A 13,722-nucleotide genomic window follows, 5' to 3' on the forward strand; every position below is an offset into this window, starting at 1 on the left:
CAGGGCACTTGCGCGTCGCACGATTGCCGGGAAAAGGAAAAGGGCCCCGGAGGACCCTTTGCCTGGGGGCGACGCCCCCGCGCGAACCAGGTAACCCCCTGTCCGCGTTGCGCATTCGCGCTGTTGCTCCCTGTCGGACGGGCCGACTTGGAGCGGACGCTAAGCCGCGCGCGACAATGCGTCAACAGGGGAATCGGGCCATGGCGCCAAATTGGCGATGGCAAGGAAACGGCGGTCCGGCCGACGGCACGCCGGTCTTGCCCCGCGCCCCCCCGTGCTCTTCGGCCGATCCGCTTAGGCCCGGCGCCCTGTCCAGCCGCCGCGTCACCCGCGCCTGTCCCGGAAAAGGACCGCGCCCGAAGGCGCGGCCAGTCTGACAGGGAGGAAGCGCGGGGCCTCGGGGGGCAGCCGCGCGCGCGCAGTCTGGCGGCGACAGATTAAGGTTGTATTCTCGCCCGGCACGACGGGGGCGGGGCCGGACATGCGTCCGCCTCAATGGGAGGGCGCGATGGAGACGATCTTCGTGGGCGGCGGCGGCGCGGGCTACGCGGTGCCCCAGCTCCTGCGGCTCGACCAGGCCAACCGCCACGGGCTGGTCGCGGGCGCCACCGGCACCGGCAAGACCGTGACCGTGCAGATCCTCGCCGAGGGATTCTCGGCGGCCGGCGTCCCCGTGCTGGTGCCCGACGTCAAGGGCGATCTCGCGGGCCTCTCCGCCCCGGGCGACCCGGCGGCCGGCACCCACGCCCCCTTTGCCGAGCGCGCCCGCACGATCGGGCTCGACCTCGTCTACGGCGCCTGCCCGGTCACCTTCTGGGACGTGTTCGGCGAGCAGGGCCACCCGGTGCGCACCACCGTCTCCGAGATGGGGCCGCTGCTGATCTCTCGCCTGCTCGAGCTCAACGAGGTGCAGGAAGGGGTGCTCAACGTCGCCTTCCACGCGGCCGACGCGCAGGGCTGGCCGCTGCTCGACCTCGCCGACCTGCGCGCCTTGCTGGCCTGGGCGGGCGAGAATCGCGCGGCGCTGTCGCTGAACTACGGCAACGTGGCGCCCGCCTCGGTCGGCGCGATCCAGCGGCGGCTGCTGGTGCTCGAGCAGCAGGGCGGCGCCCACCTGTTCGGCGAGCCCGCGCTCGACCTCGCCGACCTGATGGCGGTCGACGCCGAGGGCCGCGGCCGGGTCAACGTGCTCGCCGCCGACCGCCTGGTCCGGTCGCCCCGCCTCTACGCGACCTTCCTGCTCTGGCTGCTGTCGGAGCTCTTCGAGGAACTGCCCGAGGTGGGCGATCCCGACCGGCCGAAGCTGGTGATGGTCTTCGACGAGGCGCACCTGCTGTTCGACGATGCGCCGAAGGCGCTCGTCGACAAGGTCGAGCAGGTGGCGCGATTGATCCGATCCAAGGGCGTGGGCGTGTGGTTCTGCACCCAGACGCCCGACGACGTGCCGGGCGACATCCTCGGGCAACTCGGGAACCGCGTGCAGCACGCGCTGCGCGCCTTCACCGCCCGCGACCGCAAGGCGCTGCGCGCGGCGGCCGAGACCTACCGCGACAATCCCCGCCTCGATCTCGCGCGGGCGATCATGGAATGCGGGACGGGCGAGGCGGTGACCTCGTTCCTCGAGCGCAAGGGCGTGCCTGGCATGGCCGAACGCACCCTGATCCGCCCGCCGTCCTCACGCCTTGGCCCAATCGCGCCTCACGAACGAGCGGCAGTGCTCGCCGGCTCGCCGGTCGCGGGCAAGTACGACGCGTCGCTCGACCGCGAGAGCGCGGCCGAAATCCTCGCTGCCCGCGCCCGCGCGCGCGCCGCCGCGGCCGAGGGGCACGCCGCCGGTGCGACAGGCGCCGCGGCGGAGAAAGGGCGCGAATTCATGGCGGCGCGCCGCTACTCCGGCGCCCGCTCGGGCAGCGACCCGTCCCGTCCCGCGCGCCGATCGCCACGCTCCGATTCCGTGGGCGAGGCCTTTGCCAAGAGCTTCGCCCGCCAGCTCGGCACCCAGACGGGACGCGCCGTGATGCGCGGCGTCCTCGGTGGACTCTTCCGCGGCCGCTGAGCGCTGGCGATCCCGACGGAGGGGGCGCTGCCCCCGTCGCCGCCTTCGCGGCGACTCCCCCGGGATGCTTGGAGCAAGAAGAAGAGCGAGCCCGCGTGCGGCGGCATGCCGAGCGCCCAGACAGTGACCCAATTCAACGCGCGTATCTTCTTCTTGCTGAAAATATCCCCGCCGGAGGCTCGTCGTCGCACAAGGCGCGCAGGTCCGAAGCAAGGCTCTGGCGGGGCAGGTGGCGTGCGCCCGCGCGAGCGGGCGCCGGGCCCAACGGAGCGTGCGGCCAGCGGGCCGCGAGCGGAGGCGGGAGCGCTCCGGGATACGTCGGGCGTGCCGCCGGGCGGGGAGCGCGCGGCCCGGTAGGGGCTCAGAGGCGGCGGATGCGCAGGCGGGTGAGACGATTGGCCTGGCGGGCGGCCACCTCGAAACGGAAACCGTGGAAGCTGAATACCTGCCCCGGTGTCGGGATCGTCTGCGCCTCGTGGATGACGAGGCCGGCCACCGTGTTCGCCTCCTCGTCGGGCAGCGACCAGTCGCAGGCGCGGTTGAGGTCGCGGATCGTCATCGCCCCGTCGACGAGGTAGTCGCCGGACTCTGTGCGTCTCACGGGATGCTCGGGGTCGACGTCGAACTCGTCGGTGATCTCGCCCACGATCTCTTCCAGGATGTCCTCGAGGGTGATCAGCCCCTGCAGCGCGCCGTATTCGTCGACGACGAGCGCGAAGTGGGTGTGCCGGCGCAGGAACTCGCGCATCTGGTCGTCGAGCGTCGTCGTCTCGGGCACGAAGTAGGGCTCCATCGCGATGTCTAGGATGCGGAACGCCCCGATCCCCTCGGGCGGCGCTTCCGGCCCGCGCATCAGCCGGTCCATCGCGCGCAACAGGTCCTTGGCGTGGATCACGCCCACGATGTTCTCGGGCTCGCCCTGGTAGACGGGCAGGCGGGTGTGCGCCGAGGCGAGCGCCTGGGAGAGGATCGCCTCGGGGTCTGCGTCGGCGTCGATCATCTCGATCTTCGAGCGGTGGAGCATGATCTCCTCCACCGTCCGTTCGCCGAGATCGAGCGCGCCGAGCAGGCGGTCGCGGTCTTCCTTCTCGACCGCGCCCTCGGCGTGCCCGATCTGGAGGGCGCCCACGATCTCCTCGCGCACCGACAGCATCTGGTCACCCGGCTCGATGCGCAGGCCGAAGACGCGCAGCACGCCGCGCACGATCAGCCGCACCGCTGCGACGGCGGGGGAGAGCGCGGTGATGACGAGGCCGATCAAGGGGGCGGCGCGGGCGGCCGCGCGCTCGGGGTCGGTAATGGCGTAGGTCTTCGGCAGCACCTCGGCGAAGATCAGCACCAGCAGCGTCATGACCAGCGTGGCCACCGCCACGCCGCCCTCGCCGAGGAGGCGGGTGAACATCGCGGTGGCGAGCGAGGTGGCGAGAATGTTGGCGAGGTTGTTGCCCAGAAGGATGCCGCCGATCAGGCGTTCGTTGTCCTCCTTCAGGGTCAGCGCGCTGCCGGCGCCCTTGCTGCCCTTGTCGGCCATCGAGCGCAGCTTGCCGCGGGTGGCCGCCGTCAGCGCCGTCTCGGACCCCGAGAAGAAGCCCGAGCAGACGAGCAGGAACAGGATCGACCCTGAGGTGATCCAGAAGGCGAAGTCGAGGGCGGTGTCCATCGGGGGCCTGTCGCTGGGGGACGCTCGGAGACGGTTATGGGCGCCGGCGGCGTCCCCATCAATGCCCCGCGGTCCGCGAAAACAGGTGAATGATCAGCACACCCGCCAGGATCAGCGCGATGCCGATCAGCGCGGGCGGGTCGAGCCGCTGCCCGAAGACGACGCGCCCGATGATGGCGATGAACACCACGCCCAGGCCCGACCAGACGGCGTAGACCACGCCCACCGGCATCGATTTCAGCACCAGCGAAAGCAGGTAGAAGGCGGTGCCGTAGGCCGCGACGACCAGCACCGAGGGGCCGGGGCGGGTGAACTGCTGGCTCGCCTGCAGGGCGGTGGTGCCGACGGTCTCGGCGACGATCGCCAGCACGAGCCAGAGATAGTGCAGCGGCATGGCCCGCCTCCCGTCGCAGGGGCGCCGCCCGCCTCAGGGGGCGATGTAGCGGTCGCGCCGGTGGTTGAAGGCGATCACGCCGTTGAGGATGATTGCGCCGCCGAGCGAATACGCCACGACCGACACGGGGAAAAGGGCGAGCGCCGCGGCGAAGAGCGCGGCATCGAAGCCGATCTGGACATAGCCCGCCCGGATGCCGAGACGGTCCTGCGCCATCAGCGCGAGCACGCCGAGGCCGCCCAGGCTGCCCTTGTGGCGGAAGACGGCGAGGAGGCCCACGCCCGCGAGGCAGCCGAAGGCCACGACGGCGAAGACGGGGTTCACCTCGCCCATCGGCATCCAGCCGGGGATGAGCTCCACCAGCACCGACAGGGCGGTGACGCAGACCGCCGACTTGAGCGTGAACTCTGCCCCCAGCCGGCGCCACGCGACGGCGTAGAAGGGCAGGTTGACGAGGAAGAACACCCAGCCGAACGACCAGCCCGAGGCATGGGCGATCAGCAGCGCCAGCCCGGCCGTCTGGCCTGTGACGAAGCCCAGATGCGCCAGCAGCGCCACGCCGACCCCGACGAGCACGAGGCCGACCGAGAGCCCCTGCGCATCCTCCAGCGGAGTGTGGCGCACGGCGTCAGGGTCGATCTCGATGGTCTGAAGCGGCGAGGCCATGACGGCGGTCTAGGCCGGAGCGGTGCACGGGGAAAGGCCCCCGCCCACCCACGGCCTGCCGATGAGCGGCGGTGCCCGGTTTTTCGGCGCGGGCGCGCCCGGCCCGCCGCCGGATGCCGGGCCGCGCGGCACCTCGCCCTCCGGGCTGCGGCCCGCCCGCCCCGGCATCCCGCGGGCGCGCGCAGCGCGGACGCCGGCCGCGCGCCAGAGGCGCGGCCGACGCCATGCAGGCTCAGCCGATGATCGCGTTGAGCGTCGCGCTCGGGCGCATCACCTCGGCCAGCTTGGCCGGGTCGGGGTGGTAGTAGCCCCCGATATCGACCGCCTTGCCCTGCGCCGCCGCCAGCTCCTCGACGATCTGCGCCTCGCCTTCGACCAGCGCCTTGGCCACGGGGGCGAACTCGGCCGCCAGCGCGGTGTCGTCGGTCTGTGCGGCCAGCGCCTCGGCCCAGTAGCGGGCGAACCAGTAGTGGCTGTCGCGGTTGTCGGGCGTGCCGGTCTTGTATTGCGGGCTGCGGCCGTGATCGAGCACGCCCTGCGTGGCCGCCTCTGCTGCCGTGCCTAGCACCTTGGCGCGGGCGTTGTCGCGGCTTTGCCCGAGGAAGTAGAGGCTCTCGGCCAGCGCGCAGAATTCGCCGAGCGAATCCCAGCGCAGGTGGTTCTCGTCGACGAGCTGGCTCACGTGCTTGGGCGCGGTGCCGCCGGCGCCGGTCTCGAACAGGCCGCCGCCGTTCATCAGCTTGACGATCGACAGCATCTTGGCCGAGGTGCCGAGCTCGAGGATCGGGAAGAGGTCGGTCAGGTAGTCGCGCAGCACGTTGCCGGTGATGGCGATGCTGTCCTTGCCCTCGCGGATCGTCTCGAGCGTCAGCCGCGTCGCCTCGCGCGGGGCGAGGATCACGAAGTCCTCCATCGCGCCCTCGGCCTCGAGGATCGGCTTGACCACCTCGATGAGCTGCGCATCGTGGGCCCGCTCGGTGTCGAGCCAGAAGATCGCCTGCGCGCCGGTGGCCTTCTGCCGCTCGATGGCGAGCTTCACCCAGTCCTCGATGGGGCGCTTGCGGGTGAAGCAGGCGCGCCAGATGTCGCCCTTTTCGACCTCGTGGGCGTGCAGCACCTCGCCCGCCTCTGTGACAACGCGAATCGTGCCGTCGGCCGGCGCCTCGAACGTGGTGGGGTGCGAGCCGTATTCTTCGGCCTTCTGCGCCATCAGGCCGACATTCTGCACCGCGCCGGCGGTCGACGGGTCGAGCGCGCCGGTTTCCTTGAAGTACTCGATCGCCTCGTCATAGACCGGCGCGTAGGAGCGGTCGGGGATCACGCACTTGCAGTCGTGCTTGGCGTCGTCGGGGCCCCAGCCCTTGCCGCCGGCGCGGATCACCGCGGGCATCGAGGCGTCGATGATGACGTCGGAGGGCACGTGCAGGTTGGTGATGCCGCGGCCCGAATCGACCATGTACATCGGCGGCCGATCGGCCATGATCCTGTCGTAGTCGGCGCGGATCGCGTCGCGCTGCGCGGCCGGCAGCTGGTCGATCCTGTAGAGCAGGTCGCCGATGCCCGAATTGGGGTCGACGCCGGCAGCCGCGAGCGCGTCGCCGTGCCTGTCGAACAGCGGCTGCAGCCAGGCCGAAACCGCGTGGCCGAAGATGATCGGGTCGGAGACCTTCATCATCGTCGCCTTCAGGTGCAGCGAGAACAGGACGCCCTGCCGGGCAGTCTCGGCGATCTGCGCGTCGAGGAAGCTGCGCAGCGCGGCGGCCGACATGAAGGTGGCATCGACAACCGTGCCCGCGTCGAGCGCCACGCCTTCCTTCAGCACCGTCGTCCCGCCCGCGCCCTCGAACTCGATCCGGCCCTTGCCGGCCTGCGGCGCGGTGATCGTGGCGGACTTCTCGTTGGCGTAGAAATCGCCCTCGGCCATCGAGGCGACGTGCGTCTTGCTGTCGGGGTCCCACGTGCCCATCGAATGCGGGTTCTTCTGGGCGTGGCGCTTGACCGCGGGCGCCGCGCGCCGGTCGGAATTGCCCTCGCGCAGCACGGGGTTCACGGCCGAGCCCCTGACCTGGTCGTAGCGGGCGCGCACCGCGCGTTCGGCGTCGGTCTGCGGCGCCTCGGGGTAGTCGGGCAGGGCGTAGCCCTGGCCCTGCAGCTCCCGCACGGCGGCGACGAGCTGCGGGGTCGAGGCCGAGATGTTGGGCAGCTTGACGACGTTGGCGTGCGGCTCCTTCACCAGTTCGCCGAGCCAGGCGAGGTCGTCGGGCTGACGCTGGTTGTCCGACAGATAGTCCGGGAAGGCGGCGAGGATTCGACCGGCGAGCGAGATGTCGCGCGTCTCGACGCTGACGCCGGCCGCGCCCGCGAAGAAGGCGACGATCGGCTGGAGCGAGGCGCGCGCCAGTTCGGGGGCCTCGTCGACCTTGGTGATGACGATGTCGGATACGCTGATGTTCGCCATGGGTGCCTCCCGCGCGGTGATGCAGTGTTCGCGCGCCCCATAGACCATCCGGGGCGTGGCGAAAAGGCTGTATGCAGCGGTATACCGTTTTGCCGCAGCGCGGCGCGGGCGTCTCGGCCCGATGCGGCCCGCCCGCGATGCGCCGCCGGACCCGGTGGGCGCGAGCCGCCCGCGCCGTCAGGCCGCTTTCTCCCGGGCGGGCCTGCAGCGGGTCGTCCCTGCTTCTTTCTGTCTTCAAATACGCAAGGCGCGCCAGAGGGGCCGGGCGGGCGGTTGGCATTGGTCTATACCGGGTTCTGGGCCCCGGCGAAGTAGAGCAGGTTGCCTGCATCGTCGAAGATCGGGCGGATGCGCAGGCGGTTGACGAAGGGCGTGCCGTCCTTGCGGTAGTTCAGGATGTCGATGGTGAACCGGGTGCGCGCCCTGAGCCCCGCGCGGATCGCCTCGACCGCGTCGGGGTCGGTCTCGGGGCCCTGCAGGAAGCGGCAGTTGCGGCCGAGCGCCTCCTCCGGCGTGTAGCCGGTCTGACGCTCGAACTCGGGCGAGACGTAGATCATCGGGTTGTCGGGCTGGTGCGGGTCGGTGAAGACGACGCTCATCTCCACCTCGTCGGCCTCGAGCAGCGCCCTCAGATCCTCGGCCATGCCTGCCTCCATGTCACCGCGCGCAAGCTACCGATGCAGGCGACGGGGTCAACCGGGCGTCCGCCCGGGCCGTGGCGTCAGGGGCGGCCCCTGCGTCAGTCCGGCGGCGGGGTCAGCCGCGCCGCGCCCATGTAGAGCACGAGGCGGGAGGGCACGCGCCCGAAGACCGGGTCGCCCCTCCGGGTCACCCCCACCGGGCCGAGCCCGGCGAGCGGCGCCAGCACGAAGCCCAGCCCCTCGAGTTCGCGGGATATGTCGGCCGGGCGGATGAACAGCGCGGGGTCGTGCGTGCCCCGCGGCAGGAGGCGCAGCACCCCTTCGGCCATCGCGACCACCGCGAAGCGGGCCGCCGCGGTGCGGTTGATCGTGTCGAAGAGGAACCAGCCGCCCGGCCGCAGCACGCGCGCGACTTCCGCGAGCACCGTCGGCCAGTCCTCGACGTGCTCCAGCACGTCGACGCACACCACCGCGTCGAACGCATCGTCGGGATAGGGCAGGGCTTCGCCGCGGCCCACGGCGTAGGCGATGTCTCGCCCCGTCGCCTCGGCATGGGCCCTCGCCGCCGCGACCGCCTCGGCCGCCGGGTCGATCGCCGAGACGCGCGCGCCCCGGTCGTGCAGCGCCTCGGCCATGAAGCCGCCGGCGCAGCCGAGATCGAGCACTTCCGACCCCTCCCACGCCACGTAGCGGTCGAAATGGCGCAGGCGCGGGGGCACCATGTTCTTCAGCGCGCGGACCCAGCGCACCTCGTCCGACCACCACGCGTCGGCATGGGCGTCGTAGATCGTCAGGTCGTTCAGCTTTCCGTCGGGCATCGGCGTCTCCGGTGGCGGGGCAGGGGCAGCCAGTAGGGGGTGCGCGCGCGATACGCCTGCCACTCGGCGCCGAACAGGCGGGCGAAGCGCCGCTCCTTCAGCCGCGGCGCGGCGAGGCAGTAGGCGGTGTAGGCGGTGGCGAGCGCGAGCTGATCGGCCGTCCATGTCGGTGTCGTCCACAGCACGAGCGCGAAGCTCACGTAGATCGGCTGGCGCACCACGCGGAAGAGGCCGGTGACCGGCATGGGCGGAAAGACCGGCCTGCGCCCGCGGGCGAGCGCCGCCCAGCCCAGAAAGCCCGACTGCACCTCGGCCCCCGCGTCGAAGCTCGCCTTGGTCAGCAGCGCCCACGAGCCGGCATAGAGCGTCGACATCGCCACGAGGGCGGCGCCCTCGGCCTGCCAGACAACGATGCCCGAGGGCGTCCACAGCGTGAAGAGAACGAGCAGCTGCAGCGAGGCGATGGTGGCGTAGGTCGTCGTGGCGAGCGTCGTGCCGTGCGGCGCAGGCGCGAGCCGGGCGAGGATGCGCCGGCCCCGGCCGGTCAGCAGGAAGGAATGGGCGAGCGGGAACTGCACCAGAAGCAAGCCGTTCGTCAGCGCCGCCCAGGGCCAGGGCACCGCGCCCCATGTCTGCATGAGCCCGGTGAAGAGGCCCCACACCATCGCCAGCCCTGCCAGCGCGAAGATGCCGTGGCACGCCGCGCCCCAGGCCAGCGCGATCCCCAGCGCGCGCCGGTCGCGCGTCACCCCGATGCGTTCGGCCAGGCCTGTGCGGCGCGGCCGTGTCCCCGTGTTCCCCGTCATTCGGCGGGACATAGGCGGCGGCCGCCGTGCGTCACGTCCTCCCGGCCCCCTCCCGGCGCCCGGGCCGCACTTGCCGCAGCCCGCGCCGTCTGCCGCGTTGCGCCGCGCCGCGCCGCGCCGTGCCGTCTTGCGGCCCGCGGAAGACAGGCGGCCGCTCGGGCCCGGTCATGGCGGCATGTCCCTGCGGCGGGCGCGGGTCTTCGCGGGGGTGCCCCGGCGCCGTTTCCCGCGCGACGGCCGGCGAAGCGCCGCCCCGTCCCGTCGCACGGCTGGCCAGGCCGGCCGCGCCTCCCTAGGGTCGGGTGCGAGAGGCAAGGGAGGGCCGCATGACCACGTATTTCGACGATCTTGAGACCCGCAGCCCGGAGGTCCGGGCCGAGGGGCTGGCCGAGTGCCTGCCCGCGCAGATCCGCGCCGCGCAGGCGCTGCCGGGCTATGCCGGGAGCCTCGCCGGGATCGATGCCGCCGCCATCGACGGCCCGGAGGCGCTCGCCCGCTTGCCGGTGCTGCGCAAGGCCGAACTCGGCGCGGCGCAGAAGGCCCGCCCCCCGCTTGGCGGTTTCTCGGCCATCGACCCCACGGCCTTCGCGCATCTCTTCCAGTCTCCGGGGCCGCTCTACGAGCCGGGGCAGGTGAGCGAGAACTGGTGGCGAATGGGGCGGTTCCTCCATGCCGGCGGCGTGGGCCGGGGCGATATCGTGCAGAACTGCTTCGGCTACCACCTGACCCCGGCCGGCATGATCTTCGAAAACGGGGCGCGGGCGGTGGGGGCGACGGTGCTGCCCGCCGGCACGGGCCAGACCGAGCTGCAGGTGCGCGCGGCCGCAGATCTGGGCTGCACCGCCTATGCCGGCACGCCCGACTACCTCAAGGTGATCCTCGACAAGGCCGCCGAGACGGGCGTGGCGCTGGCCTTTTCCAAGGCGGTCGTGTCGGGCGGCGCGCTCTTTCCCTCGCTGCGCGCCGAATATGCCGCGCGCGGCATCGCCTGCCTGCAATGCTATGCCACCGCCGATCTGGGCCTGATCGCCTACGAGGCGCCGGCGCCCGGCGGCGACGCGCCCGAGGGCATGATCGTCGACGAGGGCGTGATCGTCGAGATCGTCATCCCCGGCACGGGCGAGCCGGTGGCGGAGGGCGAGGTGGGCGAGGTGGTCGTGACCTCGCTCAACCCCGACTACCCGCTGATCCGGTTCGCCACGGGCGATCTCTCTGCGGTGCTGCCGGGCACGAGCCCCTGCGGCCGCACCAACATGCGCATCAGGGGCTGGATGGGCCGCGCCGACCAGACCACCAAGATCAAGGGCATGTTCGTCCGTCCCGAACAGGTGGCCGACCTTGTCGCCCGCCACGCCGAGGTCAGCCGCGCCCGCGTGATCGCCACGCGCGAGGGTGAGCAGGACGTGATGACGGTGCAGGTCGAGGCCGAGGGCGCCAATGCCGACGCCATCGCCGCGACCGTGCGCGAAGTGCTCAAGCTGTCGGGACGGGTCGAGCTCGTGGCGCCCGGCCACCTGCCGCGCGACGGCAAGGTGATCGACGACCGGCGCAGCTACGACTGACTGCGGTCGTGAGCCCGGGCGCCCCTGCCGCGCGGCGCGAGGGGCTCCATCGCCCGGAGCGTGCGTATTCGGGACAGGAAGAAACGGGGGCAGGCACGGCCGGGCGGGACGACCATGGCGGGACGGATGGAATAATCGCGCCGCCCGTGCGTTGCCCTTCCGACGCTCGATCGAAGGAGGAGCCCGTGCACCCGAGATCCGCCCCGCTTCCCGCGCTCGCCGCCGCGCTCGCCGTTTTCCTGTCGTCTGCTGCGGCGCTGGCCGACCGCGCCCTGCTGATCGGCCTGCCGAACGACTCGCCGCTGCCGGAAGCCTTCCGCGAGGCCGGCTTCGACGTGACGAACGCGCCGCACGAGAGCGTGGCCGACATGCGCGCTGCGCTGTCGGGTCTGCTCTCGGCCGCCGATCCGGGCGAGCGGCGCGTCATCGTGCTCGCGGGCGCCTTCGTGCATGACGGGCGGCAGGTCTGGCTGATGGAGCGCGCCGAGGGCGCCGCCCCCGATCGCGGCGCGGTGGGCGACGTGGCGCTCGCGGTGGATACCGCGCTGGCCGTGGCCGCCGACGCGCCGGGTGCCGCCTTCGTGGCGCTGGCCGACGCGGCCGAGCGGCAGGCCCCGGAGCCGGGGCGCGGCCTGCAGGCGGGCCTCGTGCCACCGCGCGAGATACCCCAAGGCGTGACCGTGCTCCACGGCGACTTGCGCGGCGTGACGGCCGCGCTCGCCCACCGTGCGCTCCGACCGGGCGTTGACGTGACCGCGGCGGTCGGCCGGCAGAGCGGCGTGACGGCGCTCGGCTTTCTGCCGCAGGGCCATGCCCTCCGACCCGAGCGGGCGGCCGCCGCAGCGCCGGCCGCCGAACCCGCCGCGGAGTCCGCCGCGGAGTCCGGCGCCGAGCCCGGGCCCGAGCCCGACAACGCCGCGGAACGCGCAGCCGTGGCGCGCGCCGAGGAGGCCGACACCCGCGCCGCTTGGCGCGCCTATCTCGACGCCTATCCGGATGGGGCCGGCGCCGCTGCGGCCCGCGCCGCCATCGCGCGCATCGAGGCCGACCCCGAGCGTCGGGCGGCCGAGGCCGAGGCGGCGCTCGACCTCGATCGGCAGAGGCGCCGGCAGGTGCAGAGCCAGCTTGCCATCCTCGGTCACGAGCCGCGCGGCGTCGATGGTGTCTTCGGCCCCAACACCCGCGCCGCCATCGCCCGCTTCCAGCGCGCGCAGGGCTACGAAGGGACGGGCTATCTGACCCGCCCACAGCTCGAAGAGTTGTCGGTCGCCGCCGCGCGCCGGCAGGCGGAGCTCGAGGCGGAGGCCGAGCGCCGCCGCCTGCAGGCCGAGCGCGAGGACCGCGCGGTCTGGCAGGCGACCGGCGCCGAGGGCGACGAGGCGGGGCTGCGCACCTATTTGCAGCGTTTTCCCGACGGGCTCTTCGCCGAGGAAGCGCGCGAGGCGCTTGCCGCGATCGAAGGCGAGAGGCGCGCCGCTGCCGAGGCCGCCGACGCCACCGCGTGGGAGCGGGCGGTCGGTGCCGACACGGTCGACGCCTACCGCGGCTATCTCGAGGCACGGCCGCAGGGCGCCTTCGCGCCGGAGGCGCGCGCGCGGATCGAGGCGCTCCGGGCCGAGGCCGCCGGCGCCGATGCGCGAGAGGCGGCCCGCGCCTCCGAGCGGCAGCTCGGGTTGAACGATGTCACGCGGCTGCTGGTGGAGCAGCGCCTCGCCCAGCTCGGCCTCGATCCGGGGCGGGCCGACGGCGCCTTCGACGCGTCCACGCGGCGGGCGATCCGCACCTTCCAGCGCAACCGCGACCTCGAGCCGACGGGGTATCTCACGCAGGCGACCGTGGCGCGGATGCTGGCCGATCTCGGCGGGCTGTTCGGACAGCAATAGCCGGGCGCGATCCGGGGCGGGAGGAGCGTCTGGATCGCGAGGCCGGGCCGCGGGGCAGTCGCCATGCGCCGCAGGCCTGTCCGCCGCAGCGTGCCCGGGCGCAGACTCCGGCGGGCGCGGGGCGTGGCGCCCCGACCTCAGCCCGGGATCCGACGGTGGCTGCGGGCCGGCCCGGTCTCATCCCCCGGCGCGCACCCGGACTAGCAACGCGAAAGGGCCGCCGGGGGCATGACCGGCGGCCCTTTGGCGCAAGACGCGGGGTGGCTCAGCCCTGGCGGGCCTTGAACCGCTTCTGGGTCTTGTTGATCACGTAGACGCGGCCCTTGCGGCGCACGACACGGCAATCGCGGTGCCGGTTCTTCAGCGACCGGAGCGAGTTGCGGACCTTCATGGTCGTCCTCCATTCCATCCGGCGCTGTCGCGCCCGGGTTGATCCTGTCCGGCCCGCGGGGCGACCCGGCGCGACGCATGGTGGGCGGTACTGGGATCGAACCAGTGACCCCTACGATGTCAACGTAGTGCTCTACCGCTGAGCTAACCGCCCGCCGCCGCAAGGCCCGCCGCGTCCAACGGCCGGGCGCGTGACCCGACAGCGACAGGGCGCGAAGGCGAGCCTCGGCGTCGACAGCGGGTCTATACGCGGGCGGGGTGGGGGGTTCAAGAGCCTTTCCGGGCCGATGCCGCGGTGCCGGATGGGGGCCTGTCGGAGGGGGCTTGTCGGAGGGGGCCTGTCGCGAGGATGGCCCGTCGGAGGGGGGCCTTCCGTTCGTCGCCGCCG

Annotated in this window: 11 protein-coding genes and 1 tRNA gene; 3 read left to right on the top strand and 9 right to left on the bottom strand. The window is 72.8% G+C overall.

Features of this window, described 5'->3' with window-relative positions; all coding sequences use genetic code 11:
- The first annotated feature begins 508 nt into the window (after nucleotides 1-508).
- Nucleotides 509-2,056: a helicase HerA-like domain-containing protein gene (locus tag DLJ49_RS01395; protein WP_115391713.1), complete on the top strand. Its 1,548-nt coding sequence runs from the start codon at nucleotides 509-511 to the stop codon at nucleotides 2,054-2,056.
- Nucleotides 2,057-2,417: 361 nt separating this feature from the next.
- Here the strand turns inward: DLJ49_RS01395 and DLJ49_RS01400 are convergent, their stop codons facing one another.
- From DLJ49_RS01400 to DLJ49_RS01430, 7 genes are all read right to left on the bottom strand, one after another.
- Entirely contained in the window at nucleotides 2,418-3,716 is a 1,299-nt protein-coding gene (locus DLJ49_RS01400; RefSeq protein ID WP_115391714.1) for an HlyC/CorC family transporter, read from the bottom strand.
- Between the two features lie 58 nt (nucleotides 3,717-3,774).
- Nucleotides 3,775-4,110, bottom strand: coding sequence for a DMT family transporter (locus DLJ49_RS01405; RefSeq protein WP_115391715.1), 336 nt, complete (start codon nucleotides 4,108-4,110; stop codon nucleotides 3,775-3,777).
- Nucleotides 4,111-4,143: 33 nt separating this feature from the next.
- On the bottom strand, nucleotides 4,144-4,776 hold the full coding sequence (locus DLJ49_RS01410) for a YitT family protein (protein WP_115391716.1): 633 nt from the start codon (nucleotides 4,774-4,776) through the stop codon (nucleotides 4,144-4,146).
- A gap of 232 nt (nucleotides 4,777-5,008) precedes the next feature.
- Entirely contained in the window at nucleotides 5,009-7,234 is a 2,226-nt protein-coding gene (locus tag DLJ49_RS01415; protein WP_115391717.1) for an NADP-dependent isocitrate dehydrogenase, read from the bottom strand.
- Nucleotides 7,235-7,518: 284 nt separating this feature from the next.
- Nucleotides 7,519-7,878: a PAS domain-containing protein gene (locus tag DLJ49_RS01420; protein ID WP_233488599.1), complete on the bottom strand. Its 360-nt coding sequence runs from the start codon at nucleotides 7,876-7,878 to the stop codon at nucleotides 7,519-7,521.
- Nucleotides 7,879-7,973: 95 nt separating this feature from the next.
- Nucleotides 7,974-8,693 (bottom strand): bifunctional 2-polyprenyl-6-hydroxyphenol methylase/3-demethylubiquinol 3-O-methyltransferase UbiG, encoded by a 720-nt coding sequence (ubiG, locus tag DLJ49_RS01425; protein WP_115391719.1) that lies wholly within the window; start codon nucleotides 8,691-8,693, stop codon nucleotides 7,974-7,976.
- Nucleotides 8,675-9,499: a methyltransferase family protein gene (locus DLJ49_RS01430; protein WP_233488601.1), complete on the bottom strand. Its 825-nt coding sequence runs from the start codon at nucleotides 9,497-9,499 to the stop codon at nucleotides 8,675-8,677. Before DLJ49_RS01430 ends, ubiG begins: the two co-directional genes overlap by 19 nt.
- Nucleotides 9,500-9,825: 326 nt before the next feature.
- On the opposite strand from DLJ49_RS01430, the gene DLJ49_RS01435 reads away from it, so the two are divergent.
- Together DLJ49_RS01435 and DLJ49_RS01440 are read left to right on the top strand one after the other, a co-directional pair.
- The gene (locus DLJ49_RS01435) at nucleotides 9,826-11,061 is read left to right on the top strand and encodes a phenylacetate--CoA ligase family protein (RefSeq protein WP_115391720.1); all 1,236 of its coding nucleotides are present in this window, start codon (nucleotides 9,826-9,828) and stop codon (nucleotides 11,059-11,061) included.
- A 185-nt stretch (nucleotides 11,062-11,246) separates the two neighbouring features.
- Nucleotides 11,247-12,944 carry a peptidoglycan-binding domain-containing protein gene (locus DLJ49_RS01440; RefSeq protein WP_115391721.1) on the top strand — a complete coding sequence of 566 codons (1,698 nt, stop codon included), beginning with the start codon at nucleotides 11,247-11,249 and terminating at the stop codon, nucleotides 12,942-12,944.
- Nucleotides 12,945-13,209: 265 nt separating this feature from the next.
- Here DLJ49_RS01440 and ykgO read toward each other — a convergent pair whose 3' ends face one another.
- Nucleotides 13,210-13,335, bottom strand: coding sequence for a type B 50S ribosomal protein L36 (gene ykgO, locus DLJ49_RS01445; protein ID WP_025058716.1), 126 nt, complete (start codon nucleotides 13,333-13,335; stop codon nucleotides 13,210-13,212).
- A gap of 78 nt (nucleotides 13,336-13,413) precedes the next feature.
- Nucleotides 13,414-13,488, bottom strand: a tRNA-Val gene (locus DLJ49_RS01450).
- Nucleotides 13,489-13,722 lie beyond the last annotated feature (234 nt).

The organism is Rhodovulum sp. 12E13 (assembly GCF_003340565.1).
GTDB lineage: Bacteria > Pseudomonadota > Alphaproteobacteria > Rhodobacterales > Rhodobacteraceae > HLUCCA09.

What these genes read in the sequence shown, in the direction of transcription:
- DLJ49_RS01395 (WP_115391713.1), top strand. Translation starts at nt 509, where the DNA reads ATGGAGACGATCTTCGTGGGCGGCGGCGGCGCGGGCTACGCGGTGCCC.
- DLJ49_RS01400 (WP_115391714.1), bottom strand. Translation starts at nt 3,716, where the DNA reads ATGGACACCGCCCTCGACTTCGCCTTCTGGATCACCTCAGGGTCGATC.
- DLJ49_RS01405 (WP_115391715.1), bottom strand. Translation starts at nt 4,110, where the DNA reads ATGCCGCTGCACTATCTCTGGCTCGTGCTGGCGATCGTCGCCGAGACC.
- DLJ49_RS01410 (WP_115391716.1), bottom strand. Translation starts at nt 4,776, where the DNA reads ATGGCCTCGCCGCTTCAGACCATCGAGATCGACCCTGACGCCGTGCGC.
- DLJ49_RS01415 (WP_115391717.1), bottom strand. Translation starts at nt 7,234, where the DNA reads ATGGCGAACATCAGCGTATCCGACATCGTCATCACCAAGGTCGACGAG.
- DLJ49_RS01420 (WP_233488599.1), bottom strand. Translation starts at nt 7,878, where the DNA reads ATGGCCGAGGATCTGAGGGCGCTGCTCGAGGCCGACGAGGTGGAGATG.
- ubiG (WP_115391719.1), bottom strand. Translation starts at nt 8,693, where the DNA reads ATGCCCGACGGAAAGCTGAACGACCTGACGATCTACGACGCCCATGCC.
- DLJ49_RS01430 (WP_233488601.1), bottom strand. Translation starts at nt 9,499, where the DNA reads ATGACGGGGAACACGGGGACACGGCCGCGCCGCACAGGCCTGGCCGAA.
- DLJ49_RS01435 (WP_115391720.1), top strand. Translation starts at nt 9,826, where the DNA reads ATGACCACGTATTTCGACGATCTTGAGACCCGCAGCCCGGAGGTCCGG.
- ykgO (WP_025058716.1), bottom strand. Translation starts at nt 13,335, where the DNA reads ATGAAGGTCCGCAACTCGCTCCGGTCGCTGAAGAACCGGCACCGCGAT.